Source organism: Amycolatopsis sp. GM8 (genome assembly GCF_021653975.1).
Lineage (GTDB): Bacteria > Actinomycetota > Actinomycetes > Mycobacteriales > Pseudonocardiaceae > Amycolatopsis_E.
In genome coordinates this window covers 323,702-349,136 of record NZ_JAJKFK010000003.1, presented here as the reverse complement: position 1 = coordinate 349,136, position 25,435 = coordinate 323,702, and the positions used below count along the sequence as shown (strand labels likewise).

The following is a 25,435-nucleotide window of genomic DNA, read 5'->3' as shown; positions in this document are numbered from 1 at the left end:
GGAGTCGGACGTCCTCTCCGTGAAGGTTTGCGGTTCACTAGGGAACCGTCAAGCCGAGATCGGGGACGGGTGAGAGACGCATGAGCTATGGCGGCGACTACGGCGGCGGCTACCCGCCACAGCGGCCACGAGGTCCACGACAGCATCAGCGCGCGCAGATGATGCCGCTGCCCGGCCAGGAGCGGCAGCGCCCCGCGACGCGGCAGATGCCCCGGCCTCCGGCGGGCGGCGGGTTCGAGCAGCCCCCAGGACAGCCGCCGGGGCAGTCACCCTTCGAGGACCAGCAGCCCCAGCAGCCGCCGCGCCGCCGCAAGCGCCGGTTCGGTCCCGGCAAGATCCTGCTGACGCTGGTGGTCCTGTTCGTGGTGTTCCTCGCGGGCGTGTGGATCTACCTGGACAGCTCCATCAACCGGGTATCGGCGCTCGCGGACTACGCCGGCCGTCCCGCCGCCGCGTCGGGCACGAACTGGCTGATCGTCGGCTCGGACAGTCGCGACGGGCTCACCCCGGAGCAGGAACAGCAGCTGGCCACCGGCGACAGCGCGGCGGCCGGTGGCGGTTCCCGGACCGACACGATCATGATCGCGCACCTGACCGACAACAGCACGAAGCCGACGCTGCTGAGCCTGCCGCGCGACTCGCAGGTCGCCATCCCGGGCCACGGCCGCGGCAAGATCAACTCGGCGTTCTCGATCGGCGGGCCCCAGCTGCTCGTCAAGACGGTCGAGCAGGCGACCGGGCTGCGCATGGACCACTACGCCGAGATCGGCTTCGGCGGGTTCGCGAACGTGGTGGACGCGATCGGCGGCGTGGACATGTGCATCGACAAGCCGATGCACGACGACTACACCAACATCTCGATCCCGGCGGGCTGCCAGACCCTCGACGGGGCACACGCGCTGGGCTTCGTCCGGATGCGGCACAGCGACGCGACCCCGCGGTCGGATCTCGACCGGGTGGAGAACCAGCGGAAGTTCATCGGCGCGCTGGTCAGCCAGATCGCGACCGCGGGCACGATTCTCAACCCGTTCCACTTCTTCCCGCTGCTCTCGTCCGCGCCGGGCGCGCTGAGCATGGACGAGGGCGACCACCTGCAGAACCTGATCGGGATGGCGTGGGCGATGCGCGGCATCTCCAGTGGCGGCGTGGTCACCACGACCGTGCCGGTCACCTCGGCGTCGGCGGAGAACTGGGACAAGACGAAGTCCAAGCAGCTCTTCGACGCGCTGCGCGGGGACACCCAGATCCCGGATTCCGCCATCATGAACTGAGCTAAACCTGGTGCGCGCGGCGGGTGCCGTCGGGCAGCATGGGGCGGATGGAACCCGCATCCGAGCTGTCCGACGGTGAAGTGCGGCTGCGCCGCTGGCGGATCGACGACGCGGCGGCGGTGTTCCGCGCCGTCAACGACTCGCTCGATCACCTGGCGCCGTTCATGCCGTGGGCGGTCGACGGATACAGCGAGGCCGACGCCGTCGACTTCGTGGCCACCAGCGAGCGCGAGTGGCGTGACGGGGAGGCTTTCTCGTACGCCATCGTCAGCGCCGACGACGAGATCCTGGGCTCCATCGGCCTGATGACCCGGATCGGCGGTGGCGGCCTGGAGATCGGCTACTGGCTCGGAAAGCCTTACACCGGGCGGGGTCTGGCGACCGGGGCGACCGCGCTGCTGGTCGCGGAGGCGTTCCGGATCGGCGCGAACCGCGTCGAGATCCGGCACGACGAGGCGAACGAGCGCAGCGGTCTGGTCCCCGCACGGCTGGGCTTCACCCGCGTCGGCAGCGCGCCCGCGGAGTTGCCAGGTGGCACCGCGAGCACCGGCACCCACGTCCGCTGGCGCCTGCCGGCCCCGTGACCCGGGCGCCGTGTTTGCCCGCCGCGTTGGCGTGTTTGCCCGCCACGTCGCTGACTTTGCTCGCCAGGGCGGTGACTTTGCTCCCCGCGCGCCGAGAGGGGCCAACTCTGCGCCGTGAACGGCCGACTCGCCGACGCAGCGGGCAAACTCACCGACGCCGACGGCCAACTCACCGACGTGGGGAGCAAACACGCCGGAGGTGGCGGGTCACGCCTGGTGGCTGGCGATCAGCTCGTCGACCTGGTCGTCGGTGGCCGAGGTGGCGATGAACGGGCCGCGGGCGGCGAGGACGCCGTGCGCCCGCAACCGTTCCGCGTGCTCGTCGCTGACCACGCCCTCGGACCCGATCCGCAGCTTCAGCTCGCGGGCCCGGGTGATCAGCTGGTCCAGGTGCCGCGCGGCGACCTCGTCCTCGCCGTCGGCGAGCGAGTCCACCACCGCGCCGGTGAGGATCACGTGCTGCACGTTCAGCTCGTGCTGCGGGATCAGCTCCAGATCCGCCGAACCGCTGACCGTCAGCACCAGCTTCGCCCCGAGATCGGCCAGCACCGCCAGCGATTCCACCACTTCGCCACGCGGGTCGAGCAGCGATTCGCTGTCGGTGCACAGGCGCAGCGTCGCCGCGGGCAGCGCACGCCGGTCGAGCTGTTCCTTGACCAGCCGCACCAGATCGGGGTCGATCGCAAGGCGCCGCGGTAGTCGAACGCAAACCTCAGGGGCGGCGTCCCCGTAACGCTCCCGCCACCGGGCCGCGGCGGCGAGCGACTGCGTGAGCAGCCACCGGCCCAGCTGCGGTGTCATCCCGGTCGTGTCGGCCAGCGGATAGAACTCGTCCGAGTCCAGCTCGCCCTGTTCGCGGTGATGCCAGCGCAGTCCGGCGTTGACCGCGGCGAGCTCGCTGTGGTCGCTGAGCTTCACGGTCGGCTGGTAGATCAGGGAGAACTCGCCGTTCTCCAGCGCGCCCGCGATCTCGGCGCCGAGCCGGTAACGGGCGCGGTCGCGCGCGTCGAGCTCCGGGTCGAACAGCATCCACTGCGCCTTGCCGGCTTCCTTCGCCCGGTGCAGGGCGATTTCGGCGGCGCGCTGCAGGTCCTCGGGCCCGCCGTCGGCGACGTCGCGGACCACGATGCCGGCGCTCGCGCTGACCCCGATGCCCAGGTCGTTGAGATAGATCGGCTCGCCCAGATCGTCGAGCGCGCGCTCGACGAGGGTGATCACGTCGCGTGCGTTCAGCCTGCCGCGCAACAGGATGCCGAACCCGTCCCCGGACAGCCGCGCCACCAGCGCCTCCGGTCCGGCGAAGACGTCCTTAAGCTTACGGGCGATGCCGCGCAGCACCTTGTCGCCGGCCCCGGCGCCGAGCCCGTCGTTGATCACCTTGAACCCGTCGATGTCCAGGTACACCAAGGCGATCTGGTCGCGTGCGGCGGGGCTGAGCGCGGCTTCGAGCATCGTGTTGAAGCGGGATCCGTTGGACAGTCCGGTGAGTGCGTCGTGCACGCTCTGGTGCCGCAGGGTTTCCTGCAGCGAGTGCACCTCGTTCGCGTCGAGCACCATCAGCACCGGGTACACCGAGCCGAGCCGGTCGCCGGGCAGTGCCGCGAGCGTGATGTCGGCCCAGGTGCCGGCGTCGTCGGCGTGCGCGAGCTGGACGCGCTCGCGGTGGTGCTCGACGTCGGTCTCCTCCAGCTCGTCGAGCCCGGCCCGCAGGCGCTCGGCGTCCCGGCGCGAGAAGCCCAGGTCGGTGATGTGGTAGCCGCGCAGGTCTTCCGGCTTGTGCCCGAGGAACGCGCCGAGCGCGGTGTTCGCCTCGACGATCTCGCCGGTCGGGTCGGCCAGCGCGATGCCCATCGGTGAGGCGGCGTAGAGCGCGCTGAACCGCCGGATGGCGGCCTCGCGCCCCGCGTCCACCTTCGCCACCGCGTCCCGGACGATCCCGTGGACCAGGTCTTCGAGGGTGTCGGCGGAAAGCCCTACCCCATCCGTGTCGGCCAGTTGCGCCGCCCACCGCTGGACGACCTCGGCCAATCCTGGCGCCCCACCAGGTTCCGGCACGCTTCACCTCTTGTTGAGTGGACAAAAGCCAGGTCAGCCATGACAGGGGCGCTCGCGTGCCCCCGCCGGTCCGGTGCCTGCCCGGAGTCATGTCACGCCATCATCTCGAACTGACACTGTCTACCGGCTGAACGAGTGATGATCAGTGTAAACGCGATCACTTTTCGTGAGGATTCGCCCCGACGTGCCAGGGCGCGTCCTGCCGCGGCTCGCCCGTTTCCGCGCCGGTCATCTGCTCCGGGTAAGACGCACGGGGAGCCCGTCGACGGGTACCGGGAGGGACACGTAGTCCCAGCGCAGCCGGTAGCCCTCGGGCACGGACCACCGGTACGCGCGCAGCATCTCGTGCAGCAGCGCCTTGACCTCGAACGTCCCGAAGTGCAGCCCGATGCACTTGTGCGCGCCGCCGCCGAAGGGCATCCACGCGTACCGGTGGGACTTGTCCTCCCGCCGGCCTTCGGCGAACCGCTCCGGGTCGAAGGCGCGCGGGTCGGTCCAGTGCGCGGGGGAGTAGTGGTTGGTGTTCGGCGCGATGCTGACCAGCGAGCCGGCCGGAACATGGCGGCCGAGCACCGCCACGTCGCGGACGGCCTGGCGGGGGAGCGAGGGCACCGGCGCGGTCAGCCGGAGCGACTCCTTGATCACCAGGTCCAGCGTCTCCAGCCCGTCCAGCGCGGCGAGGTCCGGCGGATCGTCGCCGAGCGCACGCGACTCCTCGCGGGCCCGCTCCTGCCATTCCGGGTGCTTGGCCAGGTGGTAGGCGGCGGCCGTGCTGGTGATCGTGGTGGTGTCGTGCGCGGCCATCATCAGGAAGATCATGTGGTTGACGACGTCGGCGTCGCTGAACCGCTCGCCGTCCTCGCCGGTGGCGTGGCACAGCGCCGAGAACAGGTCGTCGCCGGGGGCGCCGCGTTTCGCGGGCAGGTACTCGGCGAAGTAGCGCTCCAGCGTGCGCCGCCCGGCGAGTCCGGCGGCCCAGCGCCCGCCCGGCACCGGGGCCCGAACGATGGCGGTCGGCGCCCGCACGGAGTCGACGAACGCCCGGCTGATCCGCTTCGCGTCGGCACCGCTGGGCATGTCCATGAACACGTGCGTGGCGACGTCGAGGGTCAGGCGTTTCAGCGTCCAGTACAGCCGTGGCGTCGAGTCGCCCCACCGTGCGACGCCGTCGCGCAGGACGGGGGCGAACTGCCGCGCGTACCCGGCGAGCCGGTCGCGGGTGAACGCCTCCTGCATGATCCGCCGGTGCAGGTGGTGCTCTTCGAAGTCGAGCAGCATCAGGCCGCGGTGGAAGAACCGTTCGATGAAGAACTTCCAGCCCTCCTGTGAGAAGGCCTTGTCCCTGTTCACCAGGGCGACCTGGGTGGCCTCGGGCCCGGACAGCACCACGATCCGCTGGCCGAACGACCCCATCCACGACACCGGGCCGTAGGTTTCGTACTGGTGCAGCGCGAAGTCGACGCCGAACCGCATAGAGTCGAGCGTGTGCCCGATGAGCGGGGCGCCCGCGTCGCCGAGCACCGGCTCGAGGCCGCTGCCCGGCGGTGGGGCGGCGAGTTCGCGGACCGGCCACCGCTTCCCGAGCCACCGCCGGTCCACGGATCCGGGCAGCGGGATCGCGGTGAGAGGCGGGATCCGGTCGCGGATGCTCATGAGGCCCCCTCCTCGCAGCGCCTGGGTTTTCAGGTTCCCGCCGCGCGCCCGAGGTTGGCAAGCCCCGTTGTCAGTCCAGCCACGGCAGGTACGGCGGCAGGTCGCGGCTCACCTGGAGCGGGAAGTCCGGCGGCCGCTTCTCGAAGAACGACCGCACGCCCTCGATCGCGTCGGCGTGCCGTGGCAACCCGGCGATGAGCTTCGACTCCAGCTCGAAATCGGGTGCCGCGGCGCCCGCCATCCGGTACAGCAGTTGCCGCGTGACCGCGACCGACACCGGTGCCGCCCGGGCGGCGATCTCGCGTGCCAGCTCGTAAGCCTTGTCCAGCAACACTTCCGGCTCGTGCACCTGCTGCACCAGGCCCGCGGCCTTCGCCTCCCGCGCGTCGAAGACCCGGCCGCTGACCATCCAGTCCAGTGCCGTGCCGAGCCCGACGAGCCGGGGGAGGAACCACGACGAGCCGCCCTCCGGGAAGATGCCGCGCCGCCCGAACACGAACCCGAAGCGGGCGTCGGTCGCGGCGAGCCGATAGTCGGCGGCGAGCGTGATCGTGATCCCGGCGCCGACCGCGGCCCCGCGGATCGCCGTGATCACCGGCTTGTTCATCTGGTAGACGCGTTTCGAGCAGCGGCCGGCGGGCTCCTGCCACGCACCGTCGCCCGCGTCGAAGTCGAACCCGCCCTGAGAAAGGTCCGCGCCGACACAGAAGTTGTCGCCTTCGGCGGTGAAGACGACCGCCCGGACGTTCTCGTCGGTGTCCGCCCGGTCGAAGGCGTCCGCCAGCTCGTCGGCCATCCGCATCGTGTACCCGTTGCGGGCTTCCGGCCTGTTCAGGCTGACCGTGGCGATGCGGTCCTCGACGGTGTAGACGATCTCGGCGTACTCCACGGCTGTCTCCTTCGACAAGCAAAACAATCAAGCGCGCTTGATTTTTCCAGGCCGCGATGCCACGCTCACAGCAGGCGTGAGGGAGGCGAACGTGGTGGTCGATCTGCGACCGATCCTGGGCGATCTGGCGGCCGAAAGCCAGGCGCTCGACGATATCGTGGCCGGCGCGGACTGGGCCACGCCCACCCCGGCCGAGGGCTGGACGATCGCCCACCAGATCGCGCATCTGGCGTGGACCGACGCGAAGTCGCTGATCGCCGTGCGCACCCCGGACGAGTTCCAGGCGGAGATCAAGGAGGCGCTCGCCACCGGCGAGAACTACGTCGACGCGGCCGCCAGGGAAGGGGCCGGGACCCCGCGGGACGAACTGCTCGCGCAGTGGCGCGCCGGCCGGGAAGCGCTCGCCGAGGCGTTGCTGGAAGCCCCGCCGGGCACCAAGTTCCCGTGGTACGGGCCGCCGATGAGCGCGGCGTCGATGGTGACCGCGCGCGTGATGGAAACCTGGGCGCACTCGCAGGATGTGCACGACGCGCTCGGCCTCCGGCACGAGCCGGCCGGCAGTCTCCGGCACATCGCGCGGCTCGGCGTGCGCACGCGTGACTTCGCCTATGCCGTGAACTCGCTCGCCGCGCCCACCGAGGAGTTCCGGGTGGAGCTGCGCATGCCGGATGGCGAGGTGCTGACGTTCGGGCCGGAGGACGCCGGGCAGCGCGTCACGGGCAGCGCGCTCGACTTCTGTTTCGTGGTCACGCAACGGCGAAATCTCGCGGACACCGACCTTGAGGCCACGGGCGGGGACGCAGAGGAATGGCTGCGGATAGCCCAGGCCTTCGCCGGGCCCGCGGGCGGCGGCCGGAAGGCGGGGCAGTTCGGGTGAGTCTGCGCGTCGGCAACGCTTCGGGTTTCTACGGCGACCGGTTCTCCGCCGTCCGGGAGATGCTGACCGGTGGCTCGCTCGACTACCTCACCGGGGACTACCTGGCCGAGCTGACCATGCTGATCCTCGGGCGTGACCGGCTCAAGGACGCGAACCGGGGCTACGCCAAGACGTTCCTGCGCCAGCTCGAAGAAAACCTGGGCCTGGCCAGGGAAAAAGGCGTCAAGATCGTGACGAACGCGGGCGGGCTGAACCCGGCCGGGCTCGCGGACGCCATTCGCGAGCTAGCGGACAAGCTCGGCCTCGAGGTCGCTGTCGCGCATGTCGAAGGGGACGACCTGGTGACCCGCGCCGACGAGCTCAAGCTCGGGGAACCCTTGACGGCCAACGCTTATCTCGGCGCGTGGGGCATCGTCGAATGCCTGAACGCGGACGCCGACGTGGTGGTGACCGGACGCGTCACCGACGCCTCGCTCGTGGTCGGGCCCGCCGCCGCGCACTACGGCTGGGGCCGCGAGGACTACGACGCGCTGGCGGGCGCGGTCGTCGCCGGGCACGTCGTCGAATGCGGCGCGCAGGCCACCGGCGGCAACTACGCGTTCTTCACCGAACACGACCTCGGCACGCCCGGCTTCCCGATCGCCGAGATCGAGGCCGACGGGTCGAGCGTGATCACCAAGCACCCGGGCAGCGGGGGAGCGGTGACCGTCGGGACGGTCACCGCGCAGCTGCTGTACGAGATCACCGGCGCGCGCTACGCCGGGCCGGACGTGACAGCCCGCTTCGATTCCGTTGCCCTGCAAGAAGATGGCCCGGACCGGGTGCGGATCACCGGCGCCCGCGGCGAAGCGCCACCGCCCACGCTGAAGGTCGCGCTCAACCGGCTCGGCGGGTTCCGCAACGAGACCACGTTCGTGCTGACCGGGCTCGACATCGATGCGAAAGCGGCGCTCGTCCGGCGGCAGCTGGAGGCTTCGCTGGCGGCCGACCCGCCCGCCGAGATCCGGTGGACCCTCGCTCGCACGGACCGCGAGGACGCCGATACCGAAGAGCGGGCGAGTGCGCTGCTGCACTGTGCGGTGAAGGACGCGAACCCGAAGATCGCCGGCCGCGCGTTCAGCGGCGCCGCCATCGAGCTGGCACTGGCGAGTTATCCCGGATTCCACGTCACCGCACCACCTTCCGACGCATCCCCGTACGGCGCGTACACCGCGTCCTTTGTGGACTCCGTGCTGGTACCGCATGTCGCGGTACTGCCGGACGGCTCGCGGGTGGATATCGCGCCCGCCGCCGAGGCGACGGAACTGTTCGATGTGGACGATCCGGAACTGCCGGAACCGTTGGCGGGACCTGCGAAACGGGCGCCGCTGGGTTCCGTCGTGGGCGCGCGGAGCGGGGACAAGGGCGGTGACGCCAACCTCGGCGTCTGGGCCCGGTCGGACGAGGCGTGGCGCTGGCTCGCGCATTTCCTGACCGTCGAAGAGTTCCAGCGTCTGCTGCCGGAGACCGCGTCGCTACCAGTGCGCCGCCATGTGCTGCCCAACTTGCGTGCGCTCAACTTCGTGGTGACCGGGCTCCTCGGCGAGGGCGTCGCGTCGGCTGCCCGGTTCGACCCGCAGGCCAAGGCGTTCGGCGAATGGCTGCGCGCCCGCTTCGCCGACATCCCCGAGGTTCTGCTGTGAACGAGTTGCGGAAGCTGGTGCGGCGCTTCGTCGAGCACGAGGTGCTGCCGCATCTCGACGAGTGGGAGCGCGCCGGCGAGCTGCCGCGCGAACTGCATCGCAAGGCCGGGGAGATCGGCCTGCTCGGGGTTTCGTTCCCGGAAGCCGCGGGCGGTGGTGGCGGTACCTTCCTCGACGCGATCACCGTGACCGAGGAGATCCTCTACGCGGGCGGGTCCGGCGGGCTGGTCGCGTCCTTGCTGACCAACGGGATCGCGCTGCGGCATATCGTCGCCGCCGGGGACGAGCGCCAGATCGACCGCTGGGTGCGGCCCACCCTCGACGGGGAACTGATCGGGTCGCTCGCCATCACCGAACCCGGCGGCGGCTCGGACGTCGCCGGAATCCGCACCACGGCCCGCCGTGAAGACGACCACTACATCGTCAACGGCGCCAAGACGTTCATCACGTCAGGCTGCCGGGCGGACTTCGTCACCACCGCCGTCCGCACCGGCGAGCCGGGCGCGCACGGCATCTCGCTGCTGGTCGTCGAGCGCGGCACACCGGGCTTCACCGTGACCCGCGGCCTGGAGAAGATGGGCTGGCACTGCTCGGACACCGCCGAACTGTCCTATGTAGACGCGCGCGTCCCCGTCGAGAACCTCGTGGGCCCGGAGAAGAGCGGGTTCGTCCAGATCGCCACCCAGTTCGTCACCGAGCGTGTCTCGCTCGCCGTCCAGGCTTACGCGACCGCGCAGCGCGCCCTCGACCTCACGCTCGACTGGTGCCGCCTGCGTGAGACGTTCGGGCGGCCCCTGATCTCGCGTCAGGTCGTACAGCACAAACTTGTCGACATGGCACGGCGGACCGACCTCGCCCGGGTCTACACCCGACACGTCGCCGAACGGTACGTCGCAGGCGAGGACGTCATCGCCGAGGCGTGCTTCGCCAAGAACAGCGCGGTCGAGGCGGCCGAGTGGGTGGTGAACGAGGCGGTCCAGCTGCACGGCGGACTGGGGTACATGCGGGAGTCCGAAGTGGAGCGTCACTACCGCGACGTGCGCATCCTCGGCATCGGCGGCGGCACCAACGAGATCCTCACCGGACTGGCCGCGAAACGATTGGGGTACACGGCTTGAGCGTCATCCGATCCACAGTGGACTCCACGGGTGCGGAGTTCGCGGCCAACCGCGAGGCGATGCTGGCCAAGCTCGCCGACCTGGCGGCCGAGCACGCCAAGGCCATCGCCGGCGGCGGCGAGAAGTACGTCGAACGGCACCGCAAGCGCGGCAAACTCCTTGCCCGCGAACGGATCGAGCTGCTGCTCGACGAGGACTCGCCGTTCCTGGAGCTGTCCCCGCTCGCCGCGTGGGGCACCGACTACCACGTCGGCGGCAGCGTCGTCACGGGCATCGGCACCGTCGAGGGCGTCGAGTGCATGATCGTCGCCAACGACCCCACGGTGAAGGGCGGCGCGAGCAACCCGTCCAGCCTCAAGAAAGGCTTACGGGCGGCCGAGATCGCGGCCGAGAACCGGCTGCCGACGATCAACCTCGTCGAGTCCGGCGGCGCCGACCTGCCCACCCAGAAGGAGATCTTCATCCCGGGCGGGCGGACCTTCCGGAACCTGACCAACGCCTCCGCCGAGCGGATCCCCACGGTCGCGCTCGTGTTCGGGAACTCCACCGCGGGCGGCGCGTACCTGCCCGGCATGTCCGACTACGTGGTGATGGTCAAGGAACGGGCGAAGGTGTTCCTCGGCGGGCCGCCGCTGGTGAAGATGGCCACCGGTGAGGAGTCCGACGACGAATCCCTGGGCGGCGCGGAAATGCACGCCCGCACCTCGGGTCTCGCGGACTATCTCGCGCTCGACGAGCACGACGCGATCCGGCTCGGCCGCAGCATCGTCAAGCGGCTCAACTGGCACAAGCTCGGCCCCGGCCCGAAATCGGCGTACGACGAACCGGTGCACGACCCCGGGGACCTCGTCGGCATCGTGCCCGGTGATCTCAAGGTGCCGTTCGATCCGCGCGAGGTGATCGCCCGGATCGTCGACGGCTCCGACTTCGACGAGTTCAAACCCTTGTACGGCAGCAGTTTGGTGACCGGCTGGGCGAGCCTGCACGGCTATCCGGTCGGCATCCTCGCCAACGCGCGAGGCGTGCTGTTCAGTGAGGAGTCGCAGAAGGCCACCCAGTTCATCCAGTTGGCCAACCAGACCGACACCCCGCTGATCTTCCTGCACAACACCACCGGTTACATGGTGGGCAAGGAATACGAGCAGGCCGGCATCATCAAGCACGGCGCGATGATGATCAACGCGGTGTCCAACTCGAAGGTGCCGCACCTGTCCGTGCTGATGGGCGCGTCCTACGGCGCCGGGCATTACGGCATGTGCGGGCGCGCCTACGGGCCGCGGTTCCTCTACGCGTGGCCGAGCGCGAAGTCCGCGGTGATGGGCCCGCAGCAGCTGGCCGGGGTGCTCTCGATCGTCGCGCGGGCCGCGACCGAGAACCGCGGCCAGGTCTACGACGAGGACGGCGACAAGGCGATGCGGGCGATGGTGGAACAGCAGATCGAGGCCGAGTCGATGCCGATGTTCCTGTCCGGCATGCTCTACGACGACGGCATCATCGACCCCCGCGACACCAGGACCGTGCTCGGGATGAGCCTGTCCGCCATCCACAATGGACCTATCAGGGGCGCCGAGGGCTTCGGCGTCTTCCGGATGTGAGGACGATGATCCACACGATTCTGGTCGCGAACCGGGGCGAGATCGCCCGGCGGGTGTTCCGCACCTGCGCCGAACTGGGCATCGGCCGCGCGGCCGTGTTCTCCGACGCGGACGCCGGCGCCCCGCACGTCCACGAATCCGATGCCGCGGTCCGCCTGCCCGGCGACGCGCCCTCGGACACCTACCTGCGCGCAGATCTTCTTGTGGCGGCGGCGAAAGCGACCGGCGCCGACGCCATGCACCCCGGTTATGGCTTCCTGTCGGAGAACGCCGGGTTCGCCCACGCGGTGCTCGACGCCGGGCTCACCTGGATCGGACCGCCACCGGCGGCGATCGAGGTGATGGGGTCCAAAGTGGAGTCCAAACGAATCATGGCCGCCGCAGGTGCGCCGGTACTGTCCGAACTGGACCCCGCGACGGTGACCGAGGCTGATCTTCCCCTGCTGGTCAAGGCTTCCGCCGGAGGCGGCGGCCGCGGCATGCGGATCGTACGGGAGCTGAGCGAGCTGGCCGACGCGGTGGAAAGCGCTCGCGCCGAAGCGGCTTCGGCGTTCGGCGATCCGACCGTGTTCTGCGAGCGCTACCTCGAAACCGGACGCCACATCGAGGTCCAGGTGCTCGCCGACACCCACGGCACGGTTTGGGCAGTGGGGGAGCGCGAGTGCTCGATCCAGCGGCGGCACCAGAAGGTCATCGAAGAGGCACCATCACCCCTCGTCGACGACGCGATGCGCGCCGAGTTGTTCCACGCAGCCCGCAAGGCCGCGAGCGCGATCGACTACGTCGGCGCCGGCACGGTCGAATTCCTCGCCACCAACGACGGGAAGTTCTTCTTCCTGGAGATGAACACCCGCCTGCAGGTCGAGCACCCGGTGACCGAACTGGTCACGGGGCTGGACCTGGTGGCGCTGCAGATCCGGATCGCCGAGGGCGACCGGCTGCCCGCTGATCCTCCACAGTGGACCGGACACGCGATCGAGGTCCGGCTCTACGCGGAGGATCCCGCCACGGACTGGCAGCCGCAGACCGGCACCCTGCACCACTTCTCCGTGTCCGGTGAGGTGCGTGTGGACAGTGGCGTCGCAGACGGTTCGGTGATCGGCGTGCACTACGACCCGATGCTGGCCAAGGTCATCGCCTGGGCACCCAGCCGGGCCGAAGCGGCACGCAAGCTCGCGACGGCATTGGAAGGCGCGAAGATCCACGGCGTGCGCACCAACCGCGACCTACTCGTGAACGTCTTGCGGCATCCCGAATTCGTCGCCGGGAACATCGACACGGCGTTCTTCGACCGGCACGGCCTCGCCACGTTGTCGAAACCCCTGGGTGACGAACAACTCGCCGCCACGGCCGCCGCCTTCGCCGGTGCCGCCGCGAACCGGACGAGGTTCCCCAGCGGCTGGCGCAACGTCCCCTCGCAACCGCAGTGCAAGCGGTACACAGTGGACGATCGCGAGTACACAGTGGCGTATCGCGAAGGCAAGGCCGGTGACATCACGCTCGTCTCCGCCACGCCGGAGCGGGTCGTGCTCGACGTCGCGGGCGTGCGCCGGACCTTCGAGGTGGCAACGTATCCGGGCCTGGTGTGCGTCGGGCCGGTCACGCTGAAACCCGTCCCGCGCTTCACCGAGCCCGGTACGGCCTTGGCCGCGGGCTCGCTCGTGGCGCCGATGCCGGGCACGGTCCTGCGGATCGCCGTCGCCGCGGGCGACCCGGTCGCGGCGGGGGATCCCTTGCTGTGGCTGGAAGCCATGAAGATGGAACACAAGATCACCGCACCGGCCGACGGGATCGTCACCGACCTGCCGGTGTCCACCGGTCAGCAGGTCGATATGGGCGCCGTGCTGGCCGTCGTGAAGGAGCAGCAATGAGTTACACCGAATCCGAAGAGCGGCAAGCGCTGCGCAAGGCGGTCGGCGAGCTGGGCCGCAGCTACGGCCACGAGTACTACACGAAGCTCGCCCGCAGCGGCGGGCACACCAGCGACCTGTGGAACGAAGCCGGGCGGCTCGGCTATCTCGGCGTCGCTGTGCCCGAGGAGTACGGCGGCGGGGGAGCCGGGATCGGGGATCTCGCCGCGGTGTGCGAGGAGCTCTGCGCCGCGGGCACGCCGATGCTGCTGATGGTGGTGTCCCCGGCGATCTGCGCGACCGTCATCGCCCGGTTCGGCACCGACGCGCAGAAAACCGCGTGGCTGCCCTGTTTCGCGACCGGCGAGCTGCGGATGTCCTTCGCCATCACCGAGCCCGACGCGGGCTCGAACTCGCACCGGCTCACCACCACCGCCCGCCGCGACGGCGCAGACTGGGTCCTCAATGGACGGAAGGTGTTCATTTCGGGCGTCGACGAAGCCGAGGCCGTGCTCGTCGTCGGCCGCACCGAGGATGCGAAGACGGGCAAGCTCAAGCCCGCGCTGTTCATCGTGCCGACGAACGCCCCGGGCTTCGAATACCGGCAGATCGAGATGGACCTCGTCTCGGCCGACAAGCAGTTCGGGCTGTTCCTCGACGACGTCCGGCTGCCCTACGACGCGCTCGTCGGGTCCGAGGACGCGGCGCTCGCGCAGCTGTTCGCGGGGCTCAACCCCGAGCGCATCATGGCCGCGTCGTTCTCCACCGGCATCGCGCGCTACGCACTGGACAAAGGCGTCGAGTACGCCAAGCAGCGCAACGTCTGGGGCGCGCCGATCGGCAGCCATCAGGGGCTCGCGCACCCGCTGGCGCAGGTCAAGATCGAGCTGGAGCTCGCGAGGCTGATGACGCAGAAGGCCGCCGCGCGCTACGACGCGGGCGATGACTTCGGCGCGGGCGAGGCGGCCAACATGGCGAAGTACGCGGGGGCCGAGGTCGCGATCAAGTCCGTCGACACCGCGATCCAGGTGCATGGCGGCAACGGGCTCGCCAGCGAGTACGGCCTGGGCACGCTGCTCGGCGCGGTCCGCGTCGGCCGCATCGCGCCGGTGAGCCGCGAGATGGTGCTGAACTTCGTCGCGCAGCATTCGCTCGGCCTGCCGAAGTCCTACTAGTGAGCACTCCCGCGCGCGAACCGCAGCAGGAACGCAGCCGCACCACGCGACGGCGGCTGATCGACGCGGCCGTCGAATGCCTCGGCGAGCTCGGCTGGAGCGGCACCACGGTCGCGGTCATCGCGCAGCGCGCCGGGGTGTCGCGGGGCGCCGCGCAACATCATTTCCGGACCCGTGAGGACCTCGTGACCGCCGCGATCGAGTATCTCGGCGAGGTGCAGGTCGAGACGTTACGTTCGCGCGCCGGGGAGCTGCCGGCGGGGGAGTCGCGGCTCGAAGCCGCCGTCGACATGCTGCTCAACCTCTACACCGGGCCGATGTTCCGGGCCGCGCTCCAGCTGTGGGTCACGGCCTCGACCGACGAATCGTTACGGTCCGTAGTGGCGCCGCTGGAGGCCCGCGTCGGCCGCGAGGCGCACCGGGTGGCGGTGGAGCTGCTGGGCGTCGACGAGCGGCAGCCGGGGGTGCGGGAGCTGGTCCAGGCCACCCTCGACCTGGCCCGCGGACTCGGTTTGGCGAACCTGCTGACCGACGACGAACGCCGCCGGACGAAGATCGTCCACCAGTGGGCGAGTGTCCTCGGTGTGTCGATACCACAAGTTTCCGGTCTCGCGCGCTAACACTAATGGAGCAACGTGCGATAACCGAGTGCACAGACTTTGAGCCAAAGGGGTTGAGTTCCGTGGAAGGCGATCTGAATCATCGCGCGCTGGCCATGCTGCGCGCGGTGGCCGAGGGGCGCGCGATGATGTCCAGCAGTTGTGAACCGGATCTGTTCATCGACGGCGTGTCGTGCTGTGACCAGATGACGGCGCACGCGCTCGCGCACGGCGGCTACGTGCACGCCGCCGCGGACGGCACCGCCGAGCTGACCGCCGCCGGCCGCGCCGCCCTGAAGATCACGATCGCCGCCTGAGCGTCAGCCGACGGTGATGGCGTCGAGCTTTTCGCGCAGGTACTCCGAAGCGATCACGGGCGGATAGCTCGTCCGGCCCAGCGGCGGCCCGAGCGAGTCGATCCGGGCGTCGTGATCGGTTTCGTAGAAGAAGATCAGCGACACCAGGTCCTCCTCCGGCGCGCCCGCCTGCGGCGGCAGCACGCGGTGCCGGGTCGAACGCCAGCGGTCACCGGTCCAGCGAGCCATCAGATCCCCGATGTTGATGGTGAACGCGGCCGGGTCGAACGGAGCGTCCTCCCACTCGCCTTCGCCGGTATAGACCTGCAGCCCGCCGAGCCCGGCCTCGCGGTCCAGCACGGTGACGGTGCCGAAGTCCGTGTGCGGGCCGATGCGGAACTGGCCCGCCGCCGGCTCGCCGACCCGGGTCATCGGCGGATACCAGTTGATGTTGAACGTGTACGTCGGACGGCTCGTGTGCCGGGTGAAATGCGCCGGGTCGAGGTCCAGGGCGGCGGCGAAGATCGTGAGCAGCTCGTCGGACAGGGACCGCATGCGCGCCAGGTACTCGCGTGCCGCCGCGGCCAGTTCGGGCACCTCGGCGGGGAAGACGTTGGGCTGGAACCAGAACTCGTCGATCTCGGGTATGCCGACGCCCGCCTCGGCGCCGACAGAGTAGGACTCCTTGAGATCCGGCGGGGTTTCGGTGCCCTCGGCGTACCCGTTGGCCTCCACCCCTGGCGGCAGCCAGCCGCGGCCGCCGACCGTGACCGCGTACCGGGCCTTGGTCTCCTCGGGCAGCGCGAAGAACGCACGTGACAGTGCGCGGGTCTTCGCGCGCAGCTCGTCGGGCACGCCGTGCCCGGTGATCAGCAGGAAGCCGGAGTCCCGCAGCGCCGCGTCGACGCGCCTCGCGACGCCCGCCCGGTCGGTGCCGCTGAACCAGGGAGCCAGGTCGACGAGCGGAACCACGCGATGCCTCCTACGCGGATGTGCCGATGTCTTCGAACCACAGGTCCGGGTGCTCGTCGATGAACTCCGTCATCAGCGTGACGCAGTCCGGGTCGTCGAGCAGCGTGATCGTGACCCCGTGTTCGGCGAGCCACTCGTGGCCGCCGGTGAAGGTGCGGGACTCGCCGATGATCACGCGCGGGATGGTGAACTGCCGCACCAGCCCGCTGCAGTACCAGCACGGCGAGAGCGTGGTCACCATGATCGTGTCCCGGTAGTGCGGCCGCCGCCCGGCGTTGCGGAACGCCGTGGTCTCCGCGTGCAGCGACGGGTCGCCGTCCTGCACGCGGCGGTTGTGGCCGCGGCCGAGCAGTTCGCCGTCCACAGTGAACAGTGCCGCGCCGATCGGCACCCCGCCCTCGGACTTGCCGAGGACGGCCTCCTCGCGGGCGACGGCGAGCAGCCCGGCCGGGTCGAGTTCCATCGGCCCAGCCTAAACGGACGTCGCCGGACTCACGGTCCCGAGTGTCGAACTCACTGTCCCCAGTGTCCGACTCGCGGTCGCGAGCGTCGGACTCGCGGGGGTGCCGGCGAGTCGGACGTTCAGGACGGTGAGTCCGACGCCGGGGACAGCGAGTTCTACGTTCGCGGCAGGAGCTCGCCGGGCCCGGCGGAGCTGACCAACCGCTTAGTATGTTGTACGGTGATGCTCGTGCCGAGGAAGTCTCATCGATACTCAGACGCGGGCGCCGACCATGCGCAGCGCCAGTTCGCCGTACTCGCGGCCGAGCGCCTTCGGCGTCTTCCCGATCCGGTCGCTGTACCAGCGGGCCACGTCCACGCCGAGCGACAGCAGGGCGCGCGCGGCGGTCTTCACGTCGGTCACGGTGAACTCGCCCTGCTCGATACCCTCGGCGATGACGTCCCGCACCAGATGCTCGATGCGCCGCCGCAGGCCGGTGACCACCGCGTACTCCTGCTCCGGCAGCGCCTGCAGCTCGTACTGCACGACCCGCGCCACGGTGTGCCGGCGCGCGTGCCAGGCCACGAAGTCCTCGATGATCTTGCGCAGCCGCTCGGGCGGGCTCCCGGCCTGGCTGATGACGCTCTCCACCAGCGTGAGGGTCTGCTCGTGCCCGTTGCGGCTGATCGCGAACAGCAGCGCGGCCTTCGACGGGAAGTGCACGTACAGCGCGGCCGGGCTCATCCCGGCGGCCGCCGCGATGTCCCGGGTGGTGGTCGCGTGGTAGCCCCGGTCGGCGAAGGACTCGACCGCGGCCAGCATCAGCCGGCGGGCGGCGTCGGGCTGCACCTCGGGCCACAGTTCGGCGGACAGCGACACGGTCACCGTTCGATTCTTTCAGGGACCGCTCCGGTGCGGCGGTCCGGTTCTGACCAGTGTAAGCGGGCGCTTAGCAGCGGCCCGGATCGGACAGGAGAACACCAGTGAACTCGCTCAAGGACCGCGTCGCGATCGTGACCGGCGCCAGCCGCGGTATCGGCCTCGCCATCGCCCGCGAGCTGGTCGAACGCGGCGCGAAGGTCTGCATCACCGCCCGCAAACCGGAGCCGCTCGCCGAGGCCGTGGCCGATCTGGGCGGTCCCGACGCCGCGATCGGCATCCCCGGCAAGGCCGACGACCCCGAGCACCAGCGGGAGGCGGTCGCCAAGACGATCGAGACCTTCGGCCGGCTCGACATGCTCGTCAACAACACCGGTATCAACCCGGTCCACGGCCCGATCATCGACACCGATCCCGGTGCCGCCGCGAAGATCCTCGGCGTCAACGTGCTCGCCCCGCTGGCGTGGATCCGGCACGCCCGTGAGGCGTGGATGGGTGAGCACGGCGGTTCGGTCGTCAACGTCGCGTCCACCGCCGGCCTGCGCATCTCGCCCGGGATCGGCATGTACGGGGTGAGCAAGGCGGCGCTGATCCGGCTGACCATGGAGCTCGGCGCCGAGCTGGGCCCGACGATCCGGGTCAACGCCGTCGCGCCCGCCGTGGTGAAGACGAAGTTCGCGACCGCGCTGTACGAGGGCCGCGAAGAGGAGGTCATCTCGCGCTACCCGCTCGGGCGGCTCGGCGTGCCCGAGGACGTGGCCGGTGCCGTCGCGTTCCTGCTGTCGGACGAGTCGGGCTGGGTGACCGGCCAGACGATCACTCTCGACGGCGGCTCCACCCTGAGCGGCGGGCTGTGAACCTCGGCGGCGCGGGCGTCGTCATCACCGGGGGCGGCGGCGGGATCGGCCGCGCGATGGCGCTGCGGTTCGCCGCCGAGGGCGCGCGGATCTTCGTCGCGGACCTGGACGGCGATGCCGCCGCTCGCGTCGCCGAAGAGGTCGGCGGCAGCTCGCTCGCGGTCGACGTCGCCGCCGACGTCGACCGGCTGATCACCACGGCCAGGGCGGAACTGGGCGCGATCGACATGTTCTGCGCCAACGCCGGGATCGCGCCGCACGGCACCGAGGCCACGCCCGAGGACGTGTGGGCGCAGGCGTGGGACGTGAATGTGATGTCGCACGTCCGCGCGGCGAAACTGCTGCTGCCCGAGTGGCTCGAACGAGGCCGGGGGCACTTCCTCGCCACGGTGTCCGCCGCCGGGCTGCTGACCATCCTCGGCTCGGCGCCGTACGCGGTCACCAAGCACGGCGCGCTCGCGTTCGCCGAGTGGCTCAGCGCGACCTACCGGCACCGCGGCATCACCGTGCAGGCGGTCTGCCCGCAGGGGGTGCGCACGAACATGCTCGCGAGCACCGGCCCCAGCGGCCAGCTCGTCATGGGCGCGTCCGCGATCGAACCGGAGGAGGTCGCGGACACGGTCATGGAAGCGCTCGCCGATGGCCGGTTCCTGGTGCTGCCGCATCCCGAGGTCGCGGGCTACTACGCGAGGCGGGCCACCGAGACCGACCGGTGGCTGGGCGGGATGAACAAGCTGCAGCGGAAGATCGAGCAGCAGGGGTAACGCCATCACCGAGGTGCGGCCGCGCCCTGTACCGGCCGGTAAACTGCCGCGTATGGTCGAGGATTCGGTGCCGGGCCGCTTGCTCGCGGCGGCGACGAAACTCTTCGCGCAGAAGGGGTTCGACCGGACCTCGGTGCAGGAGATCGTCGCCGCCGCCGGCGTCACCAAAGGCGCCATGTACCACTACTTCGACTCCAAGGACGACCTGCTGTCCGAGGTCTACGGCCGCGTGCTGCGGCTGCAGACCGAACAGCTGGAGAAGGTCGCCGTCACCGAGGCGCCGATCGCCGACCGGCTGCGCCGCGCCGCGGTCGACGTCGTGGTCAGCACCATCGGGAACCTCGACGACATGACCATCTACTTGCAGTCGATGCACCAGCTCAACGCGGAGACCAGCAAGTCCGTCCGGGCCGAGCGGCGCCGCTATCACGAGCGATTCCGGGGGCTGATCGAGGAAGGCCAGCGCGACGGCGTGTTCCGCGCCGACAAGCCGGCCGACATCGTCGTCGACTTCTACTTCGGCGCGGTGCACCACCTCGGCGCGTGGTATCGCACCACCGGCCGCCTGTCCGCCCGCCAGGTCGGCGAGCACTACGCCGACCTCCTCCTGGCCTCCCTCCGCCCCTGACGCCGTGTTTGCCCGCCACGTCGGTGAGTTTGCGCCGCAGGAGGCCAACTCACCGACGTGAGCGGCAAACACGCGCGCGGGAGGGGCGCGTCAGGCGGGGAGGTTGGCCAGGTGTGCGAGGGTGGCGCGGTGGCGGCCCGGGGTGCCGAGGGCGAGCTGGTCGCTCTTGGCGCGCTTGAGGTACAGGTGCGCCGGGTGTTCCCAGGTCATGCCGATCCCGCCGTGCATCTGGACCGCCTCCTCCGCGGCGTGCACCGCGACCGACGCGCACGACGACTGGGCCACCGCGACCGCGATCCCGGCGTCATCGCCGCCGGTGGCCAGCGTGTCCGCGGCGTTGCGCGCCGCCGCGCGGGCCATCGCCAGCTCCAGATACAAATCCGCGAGCCGGTGCTTGAGCGCCTGGAACGAGCCGACCGGGCGGCCGAACTGGTAGCGCTGCTTGAGGTAGGCCACCGTCTCGTCGAGACACCACTGCGCCACCCCGAGCTGTTCGGACGCGAGCAGCCCGGCACCTTCCAGCAGTGCCCGCTCGAGCGCCGCCGTGGCCCGGTCCGGGCCCGCGACCAGCCGCCCCGGCGTGCCGTCCAGCGTGACGTCGGCGAGCCGCCGGGTCAGGTCGAGCGACGTCGCCTCGGTCACCGTCGCGCCTTCGACGGCGTACAGCGCATGCCCCTGCTCCGTCACGGCGGGCACGATGAGCACGTCCGCGACGGACGCGTCCGCCACCAGCCCGATCCGTCCATTGAGGACACCGCCGTCCGCCTTCACCGCGGACGGGAATTCCGCGCCCGGCCACAGGGTGAGCGGCACCGCCAGTACCCCGATCGCCTCGCCGGTGGCGAGCCTGCGCAGGACCTGGTCGGACTCGTCCGTGCCGCATGCCAGCAAAGCCGACGTCGCGAGCACCGCGCTCCCGAGGAACGGCACCGGCACGACCGCCCGGCCCAGTTCCTCCAGCACCACGGCGACCTCCCGCGCCGACGCGCCCTGGCCGCCCAGTTCCTCGGGCACGGACAGCCCCGCGAGACCCAGTTCGCCGGCGAGGGTGCGCCACAGCTTCAGGTCGTACGGCTCTTCGCTCTCGGTCCGCGCGAGCACCGACGCGGCGGATGCCTTGTCGGCGAACAGGTCCCGCACACTCGACCGGAGATCCTCTTCGACCTCTGAGTACAGCAGATCACTCACCGCGGCAGGTCCTTCCAGGCGACGTCCTTGTCCACACGGGGTTCCGACGGCAGGCCGAGCACCCGCTCGGCGATGATGTTGCGCAGCACCTCGGAAGTACCGCCTTCGATCGAGTTGCCCTTCGCTCGCAGGTAGCGGTATCCGGGGCCGCGGCCGAGCATGTCGACCCGCTCGGGCCGGGTCATCGTCCAGTCGTCGTAGCGCAACCCGTCCGCGCCGGCGAGCTCGATTTCGAGCCCGGTCATCTCCTGCTGCAGCCGGGCGAACGCGAGTTTCATCGCCGAGCCCTCCGGGCCGGGCGCGCCGACCGCGAGCTGCTGGCGCAGCCGGGAAGCGGCCAGCCGCGCGGTTTCCGCGTCGGCCCACAGCCGCACCAGCCGCTCGTGCAGGTCCGGGGTGCGCAGTTCAGGGTGCTCACGCCACGTCTTCGCGAGGATGCCGATGAGCCCGCCCTCGCGCGGGGACGCCTGGCCGCCGATCGCGACGCGCTCGTTCATCAGCGTGGTCTGCGCGACCTTCCAGCCCTCACCGACCGCGCCGAGCCGGTTGGCGTCCGGCACCCGCACGCCTTCCAGGAACACCTCGTTGAACTCGGCCTCACCGGTCAGCTGCCGCAGCGGCCGCACGTCCACCCCGGGCGCGGTCATGTCGCACACGAAGTACGTCATGCCCTGGTGCTTGGGCACGTCCGGATCGGTACGGGTGACCAGGATCGCGAACCGGGCGAGATGCGCGACCGAGGTCCAGACCTTCTGCCCGGTGACCACCCACTCGTCACCGTCGCGGACCGCGCGGGTGCCCAGTGCGGCGAGGTCGGAGCCAGCGCCCGGTTCGGAGAACAGCTGGCACCACACCTCCTCGCCGGTCCACAGTGGACGCAGATAGCGCTTTCGCTGCTCCTCGGTACCGAACCGCAGGATCGTCGGCGCCGCCATGCCGAGCCCGATACCGATCCGGCGCGGGTTGTTGTCCGGCGCGCCGGCTGCGGCGAACTCACCGTCCACAACGGACTGCAGTTCGCGTGCCGCGTCCAGCCCGCCGAGTCCGGCGGGGTAGTGCACCCACGCCAGGCCGGCGTCGAAGCGCGCCCGCAGGAACTCGAGCCGGTCGGTGGTCTTCGGATCGTGCGCGGCGAGGAACTCGCCCACCCGCGCACGCAGGTCTTCCGCGGTCGTCATCGAGTCTCCTGATTCTTGCGGGCCACGCTCATCGAGTCTCCTGATTCTTGCGGGCCACGCTCATCGAGTCTCCTTGTACTTCTTCAGCTCCCGGTGTGCCAGCGAGCGTTTGTGCACCTCGTCCGGCCCGTCGGCGAACCGCAGGGTGCGGATGCCGGCCCACATCTCGGCGAGCGGGAAGTCCTGGGAGACCCCGCCGCCGCCGTGGGCCTGGATCGCCTTGTCCAGAATCCATTCCACAGTGGACGGAGTCGCGATCTTGATCGCCTGGATCTCGGTGTGCGCGCCGCGGTTGCCGACGGTGTCCATCAGCCAGGCGGTCTTGAGCACGAGCATCCGCAGCTGCTCGACCCGCACCCGCGACTCGGCGATCCAGTCCTGCACCACGCCCTGGTCGGCGATCGGCTTGCCGAACGCGGTGCGGCCCAGCGCCCGCCGGCACATCAGTTCGATCGCGCGCTCGGCCGTGCCGATCGAGCGCATGCAGTGGTGGATCCGGCCCGGCCCGAGCCGGGCCTGCGCGATGGCGAACCCGGCGCCCTCCTCGACGAGGAGGTTCTCCGCGGGCACCCGGACATCCTCGAAGATCACCTCGGCGTGCCCGCCATGGGAACTGTCGTCGTAGCCGAACACCTTCATCCCGCGCTCGGCGGTCAGACCCGGCGTGTCGCGGGGGACCAGCACCATGCTCTGCTGCCGGTGCGGCTCGGCCTCGGGATCGGTCTTGCCCATCACGATGAAGATCGCGCAGTGCGGGTTCATCGCGCCGGTGATGAACCACTTGCGGCCGTTGATGACGTACTCGTCGCCGTCGCGGACGATGCTGGTGGCGATGTTGCGCGCGTCCGACGACGCGACATCCGGCTCGGTCATCGCGAACGCCGAGCGGATTTCCCCGTCCAGCAACGGTTCCAGCCACTGCTTGCGCTGCTGCTCGGTGCCGAACCCGGCCAGCACCTCCATGTTCCCGGTGTCCGGGGCGGCACAGTTGAGCGCGTACGGCGCGAGGTGCGGGCTGCGGCCGGTGATCTCGGCCAGCGGCGCGTACTGCAGGTTGGTCAGTCCGGCACCGTGCTCACCGGGCAGGAACAGGTTCCACAGACCGCGTTCGCGGGCCGCGGCCTTGAGATCGGCGATCACCGGCGGCGGCGCCCACGGGTGCTCGCGTTGCGCGAGCTGCTCCTCGAAGACCGGTTCGGCGGGGTAGATGTGGGAGTCCATGAAGTCCGAGAGCTTCGCGGAAAGCTCCTCGGTGCGCGCGTCGAATGCGAAGTCCATCCTCAGTCCTTGAGTGTTTCGGCGCCGAGCGCCACGAGTGGAGCGACCAGGTCGCCGATGTGGTCGAAACCCGCGCCGACGGTCTGGCCCTGGCTGAAGCGGTAGTAGATCCCTTCGAGGATCACGGCGAGTTTGAAGAACGCGAAGCCGACGTACCAGTTGAGCGCGGAGATGTCGCGGCCCGACCGCTCGGCGTAGCGCGCGATCACCTCGTCGGTGCCGGGGTAGCCCGGCGCGAGGCTGACGTTCGACACGAAACCGACGTCCTGCTTGCCGAGCTCGGCGTAGGCGACCATCAGCGCGAGGTCGGTGAGCGGGTCGCCGAGCGTGGACATCTCCCAGTCCAGCACCGCGGTGATCCGGTCGCCGGTGCCGACGAGCACGTTATCCAGGCGGTAATCGCCGTGCACGATCGTCGCCGCGCCCGACTCCGGCAGGTGCCGGCCGAGGCGCTCGCGCAGCCGGTCCATGCCCTCGATGTCCCGGCTGCGCGAGCTGTCCAGCTGCTTGCCCCAGCGCCGCAGCTGGCGTTCGAGAAACCCTTGCGGCCGCCCGAAATCGCCGAGCCCGACCTCGTCCGGGACCACCGCGTGCAGGTCGACGAGCGTGTCCAGGAGGGTGTCCGCGAGCGCCGCCGTCCGCTGTGCGCTGAAGGCTTCGAGATCCTTCGCGAACCGGTACGCCTTGCCCGCCACGAACTCCATCACGTAGAACGGCGCGCCGATCACCCCGGTGTCCTGGCACAGGGTGAGCGTCGCCGGCACCGGCACCTTCGTGTCCCGCAGCGCGCTGACCACCCGGTGCTCCCGCGCCATGTCGTGCGCGGTCGGCAGGACGTGTCCCAGCGGCGGGCGGCGCACCACCCAGCGGGACTCGCCGTCGCCGACGAAGTAGGTGAGGTTCGACCGGCCACCGGGCACCACCTCCGCCGTCAGCTCGCCCTTGACCAGGCCGGGGACCTGCTCGTCGAGATGGGCGCGCAACCGGCTCAGGTCGAGTCCCGGTGGGTCTTCCTTGGTCACGAACGGCCTCCTCGTCCTCAGTACCGACCAGTCGGTATGTTCTCGTCCCGGAGGAGCGTAGCCGAACGCGTCTTCCGGCCGGTGGATCCGGCCGGAAGACGCGTTCGGCCCGCGTGCACCGGCGGGTCCGTCAGGCGAGCAGGCGCCCGACGAATTCGGCCACACAAGCCGGTTTCTGCTCACCCTCGATCTCGATCGTCCACCGGATGACGGTCTGCTTCCCGCCCGGCACATCGGTGATCTCGATCAGCTCGGCCGTGCCGCGCACCCGCGCGCCGACCTTGACCGGCTGCGGGAACCGCACCTTGTTCAGGCCGTAGTTGATGCCCATCGCCAGGCCCTCGACCCGGTAGGTCTCCGAGCCGAGCCGCGGCAACAGCGACAGGGTCAGGAAACCGTGTGCGATCGGGCCGCCGAACGGGCCCTGCTTCGCCTTCTCGACGTCGACGTGGATCCACTGGTGATCCCCGGTCGCGTCGGCGAACGTGTTGACCTGCTCCTGGGTGACGGTGTGCCACTCGCTGGTGCCGAGCTGCTCACCCTTGGCGGCGGCGAACTCGCCGAGGCTGGAGAAGACGCGCAT

Annotated in this window: 24 protein-coding genes; 13 read left to right on the top strand and 11 right to left on the bottom strand. The window is 70.3% G+C overall.

The window, feature by feature from the left end:
• Positions 1 to 80: 80 nt before the first annotated feature.
• Both LOZ83_RS14870 and LOZ83_RS14865 read left to right on the top strand, forming a co-directional pair.
• Positions 81 to 1,271, top strand: a complete 1,191-nt coding sequence (locus LOZ83_RS14870) for an LCP family protein (RefSeq protein WP_236791174.1) — start codon at positions 81 to 83, stop codon at positions 1,269 to 1,271.
• Between the two features lie 47 nt (positions 1,272 to 1,318).
• On the top strand, positions 1,319 to 1,855 hold the full coding sequence (locus LOZ83_RS14865) for a GNAT family N-acetyltransferase (RefSeq protein ID WP_236791173.1): 537 nt from the start codon (positions 1,319 to 1,321) through the stop codon (positions 1,853 to 1,855).
• A 207-nt stretch (positions 1,856 to 2,062) separates the two neighbouring features.
• Here the strand turns inward: LOZ83_RS14865 and LOZ83_RS14860 are convergent, their stop codons facing one another.
• From LOZ83_RS14860 to LOZ83_RS14850, 3 genes are all read right to left on the bottom strand, one after another.
• Positions 2,063 to 3,910: a diguanylate cyclase domain-containing protein gene (locus tag LOZ83_RS14860; RefSeq protein ID WP_236791172.1), complete on the bottom strand. Its 1,848-nt coding sequence runs from the start codon at positions 3,908 to 3,910 to the stop codon at positions 2,063 to 2,065.
• A 228-nt stretch (positions 3,911 to 4,138) separates the two neighbouring features.
• Positions 4,139 to 5,563, bottom strand: a complete 1,425-nt coding sequence (locus LOZ83_RS14855) for a cytochrome P450 (protein ID WP_236791171.1) — start codon at positions 5,561 to 5,563, stop codon at positions 4,139 to 4,141.
• 70 nt (positions 5,564 to 5,633) lie between these two features.
• On the bottom strand, positions 5,634 to 6,452 hold the full coding sequence (locus tag LOZ83_RS14850) for an enoyl-CoA hydratase-related protein (RefSeq protein WP_236791170.1): 819 nt from the start codon (positions 6,450 to 6,452) through the stop codon (positions 5,634 to 5,636).
• 94 nt (positions 6,453 to 6,546) lie between these two features.
• On the opposite strand from LOZ83_RS14850, the gene LOZ83_RS14845 reads away from it, so the two are divergent.
• The 8 genes from LOZ83_RS14845 to LOZ83_RS14810 all read left to right on the top strand — a co-directional run bounded on the left by LOZ83_RS14845 (position 6,547) and on the right by LOZ83_RS14810 (position 15,665).
• On the top strand, positions 6,547 to 7,329 hold the full coding sequence (locus tag LOZ83_RS14845; protein WP_236792086.1) for a TIGR03084 family metal-binding protein: 783 nt from the start codon (positions 6,547 to 6,549) through the stop codon (positions 7,327 to 7,329).
• Complete coding sequence (locus LOZ83_RS14840) at positions 7,326 to 9,011, top strand: acyclic terpene utilization AtuA family protein (RefSeq protein ID WP_236791169.1); 1,686 nt, start codon at positions 7,326 to 7,328, stop codon at positions 9,009 to 9,011. Before LOZ83_RS14845 ends, LOZ83_RS14840 begins: the two co-directional genes overlap by 4 nt.
• The gene (locus LOZ83_RS14835; RefSeq protein ID WP_236791168.1) at positions 9,008 to 10,129 is read left to right on the top strand and encodes an acyl-CoA dehydrogenase family protein; all 1,122 of its coding nucleotides are present in this window, start codon (positions 9,008 to 9,010) and stop codon (positions 10,127 to 10,129) included. The genes LOZ83_RS14840 and LOZ83_RS14835 overlap by 4 nt, the downstream gene beginning before the upstream one ends.
• Positions 10,126 to 11,724: an acyl-CoA carboxylase subunit beta gene (locus LOZ83_RS14830; RefSeq protein ID WP_236791167.1), complete on the top strand. Its 1,599-nt coding sequence runs from the start codon at positions 10,126 to 10,128 to the stop codon at positions 11,722 to 11,724. Before LOZ83_RS14835 ends, LOZ83_RS14830 begins: the two co-directional genes overlap by 4 nt.
• Before the next feature lie 5 nt (positions 11,725 to 11,729).
• Complete coding sequence (locus LOZ83_RS14825; protein ID WP_236791166.1) at positions 11,730 to 13,595, top strand: biotin carboxylase N-terminal domain-containing protein; 1,866 nt, start codon at positions 11,730 to 11,732, stop codon at positions 13,593 to 13,595.
• The gene (locus LOZ83_RS14820; protein WP_236791165.1) at positions 13,592 to 14,749 is read left to right on the top strand and encodes an acyl-CoA dehydrogenase family protein; all 1,158 of its coding nucleotides are present in this window, start codon (positions 13,592 to 13,594) and stop codon (positions 14,747 to 14,749) included. The genes LOZ83_RS14825 and LOZ83_RS14820 overlap by 4 nt, the downstream gene beginning before the upstream one ends.
• Positions 14,749 to 15,369, top strand: coding sequence for a TetR/AcrR family transcriptional regulator (locus LOZ83_RS14815; protein WP_236791164.1), 621 nt, complete (start codon positions 14,749 to 14,751; stop codon positions 15,367 to 15,369). The genes LOZ83_RS14820 and LOZ83_RS14815 overlap by 1 nt, the downstream gene beginning before the upstream one ends.
• A gap of 95 nt (positions 15,370 to 15,464) precedes the next feature.
• Positions 15,465 to 15,665: a hypothetical protein gene (locus LOZ83_RS14810; protein WP_236792085.1), complete on the top strand. Its 201-nt coding sequence runs from the start codon at positions 15,465 to 15,467 to the stop codon at positions 15,663 to 15,665.
• Between the two features lie 3 nt (positions 15,666 to 15,668).
• On the opposite strand, the gene LOZ83_RS40410 is transcribed toward LOZ83_RS14810, so the two are convergent.
• From LOZ83_RS40410 to LOZ83_RS14795, 3 genes are all read right to left on the bottom strand, one after another.
• On the bottom strand, positions 15,669 to 16,616 hold the full coding sequence (locus LOZ83_RS40410; RefSeq protein WP_236791163.1) for an isopenicillin N synthase family oxygenase: 948 nt from the start codon (positions 16,614 to 16,616) through the stop codon (positions 15,669 to 15,671).
• A 10-nt stretch (positions 16,617 to 16,626) separates the two neighbouring features.
• On the bottom strand, positions 16,627 to 17,079 hold the full coding sequence (locus LOZ83_RS14800) for a nucleoside deaminase (RefSeq protein ID WP_236791162.1): 453 nt from the start codon (positions 17,077 to 17,079) through the stop codon (positions 16,627 to 16,629).
• A gap of 252 nt (positions 17,080 to 17,331) precedes the next feature.
• On the bottom strand, positions 17,332 to 17,943 hold the full coding sequence (locus LOZ83_RS14795; protein ID WP_236791161.1) for a TetR/AcrR family transcriptional regulator: 612 nt from the start codon (positions 17,941 to 17,943) through the stop codon (positions 17,332 to 17,334).
• Positions 17,944 to 18,041: 98 nt separating this feature from the next.
• On the opposite strand from LOZ83_RS14795, the gene LOZ83_RS14790 reads away from it, so the two are divergent.
• Genes LOZ83_RS14790 through LOZ83_RS14780 form a run of 3 tightly spaced genes read left to right on the top strand, consistent with a single transcriptional unit; the run spans position 18,042 to position 20,186 of the window.
• Positions 18,042 to 18,794, top strand: a complete 753-nt coding sequence (locus tag LOZ83_RS14790; protein WP_236791160.1) for an SDR family oxidoreductase — start codon at positions 18,042 to 18,044, stop codon at positions 18,792 to 18,794.
• Positions 18,791 to 19,558: an SDR family oxidoreductase gene (locus tag LOZ83_RS14785; RefSeq protein WP_308190216.1), complete on the top strand. Its 768-nt coding sequence runs from the start codon at positions 18,791 to 18,793 to the stop codon at positions 19,556 to 19,558. The genes LOZ83_RS14790 and LOZ83_RS14785 overlap by 4 nt, the downstream gene beginning before the upstream one ends.
• Positions 19,559 to 19,610: 52 nt before the next feature.
• Positions 19,611 to 20,186 carry a TetR/AcrR family transcriptional regulator gene (locus tag LOZ83_RS14780; protein WP_236791159.1) on the top strand — a complete coding sequence of 192 codons (576 nt, stop codon included), beginning with the start codon at positions 19,611 to 19,613 and terminating at the stop codon, positions 20,184 to 20,186.
• A 90-nt stretch (positions 20,187 to 20,276) separates the two neighbouring features.
• Here LOZ83_RS14780 and LOZ83_RS14775 read toward each other — a convergent pair whose 3' ends face one another.
• From LOZ83_RS14775 to LOZ83_RS14755, 5 genes are all read right to left on the bottom strand, one after another.
• On the bottom strand, positions 20,277 to 21,374 hold the full coding sequence (locus LOZ83_RS14775) for an acyl-CoA dehydrogenase family protein (RefSeq protein WP_236791158.1): 1,098 nt from the start codon (positions 21,372 to 21,374) through the stop codon (positions 20,277 to 20,279).
• Complete coding sequence (locus LOZ83_RS14770) at positions 21,371 to 22,552, bottom strand: acyl-CoA dehydrogenase family protein (RefSeq protein WP_236791157.1); 1,182 nt, start codon at positions 22,550 to 22,552, stop codon at positions 21,371 to 21,373. The genes LOZ83_RS14775 and LOZ83_RS14770 overlap by 4 nt, the downstream gene beginning before the upstream one ends.
• 60 nt (positions 22,553 to 22,612) lie before the next feature.
• Positions 22,613 to 23,830, bottom strand: a complete 1,218-nt coding sequence (locus tag LOZ83_RS14765; protein WP_236791156.1) for an acyl-CoA dehydrogenase family protein — start codon at positions 23,828 to 23,830, stop codon at positions 22,613 to 22,615.
• Between the two features lie 2 nt (positions 23,831 to 23,832).
• On the bottom strand, positions 23,833 to 24,852 hold the full coding sequence (locus LOZ83_RS14760) for a phosphotransferase family protein (RefSeq protein ID WP_236791155.1): 1,020 nt from the start codon (positions 24,850 to 24,852) through the stop codon (positions 23,833 to 23,835).
• A 130-nt stretch (positions 24,853 to 24,982) separates the two neighbouring features.
• Positions 24,983 to 25,435 carry a MaoC family dehydratase gene (locus LOZ83_RS14755; protein ID WP_236791154.1) on the bottom strand — a complete coding sequence of 151 codons (453 nt, stop codon included), beginning with the start codon at positions 25,433 to 25,435 and terminating at the stop codon, positions 24,983 to 24,985.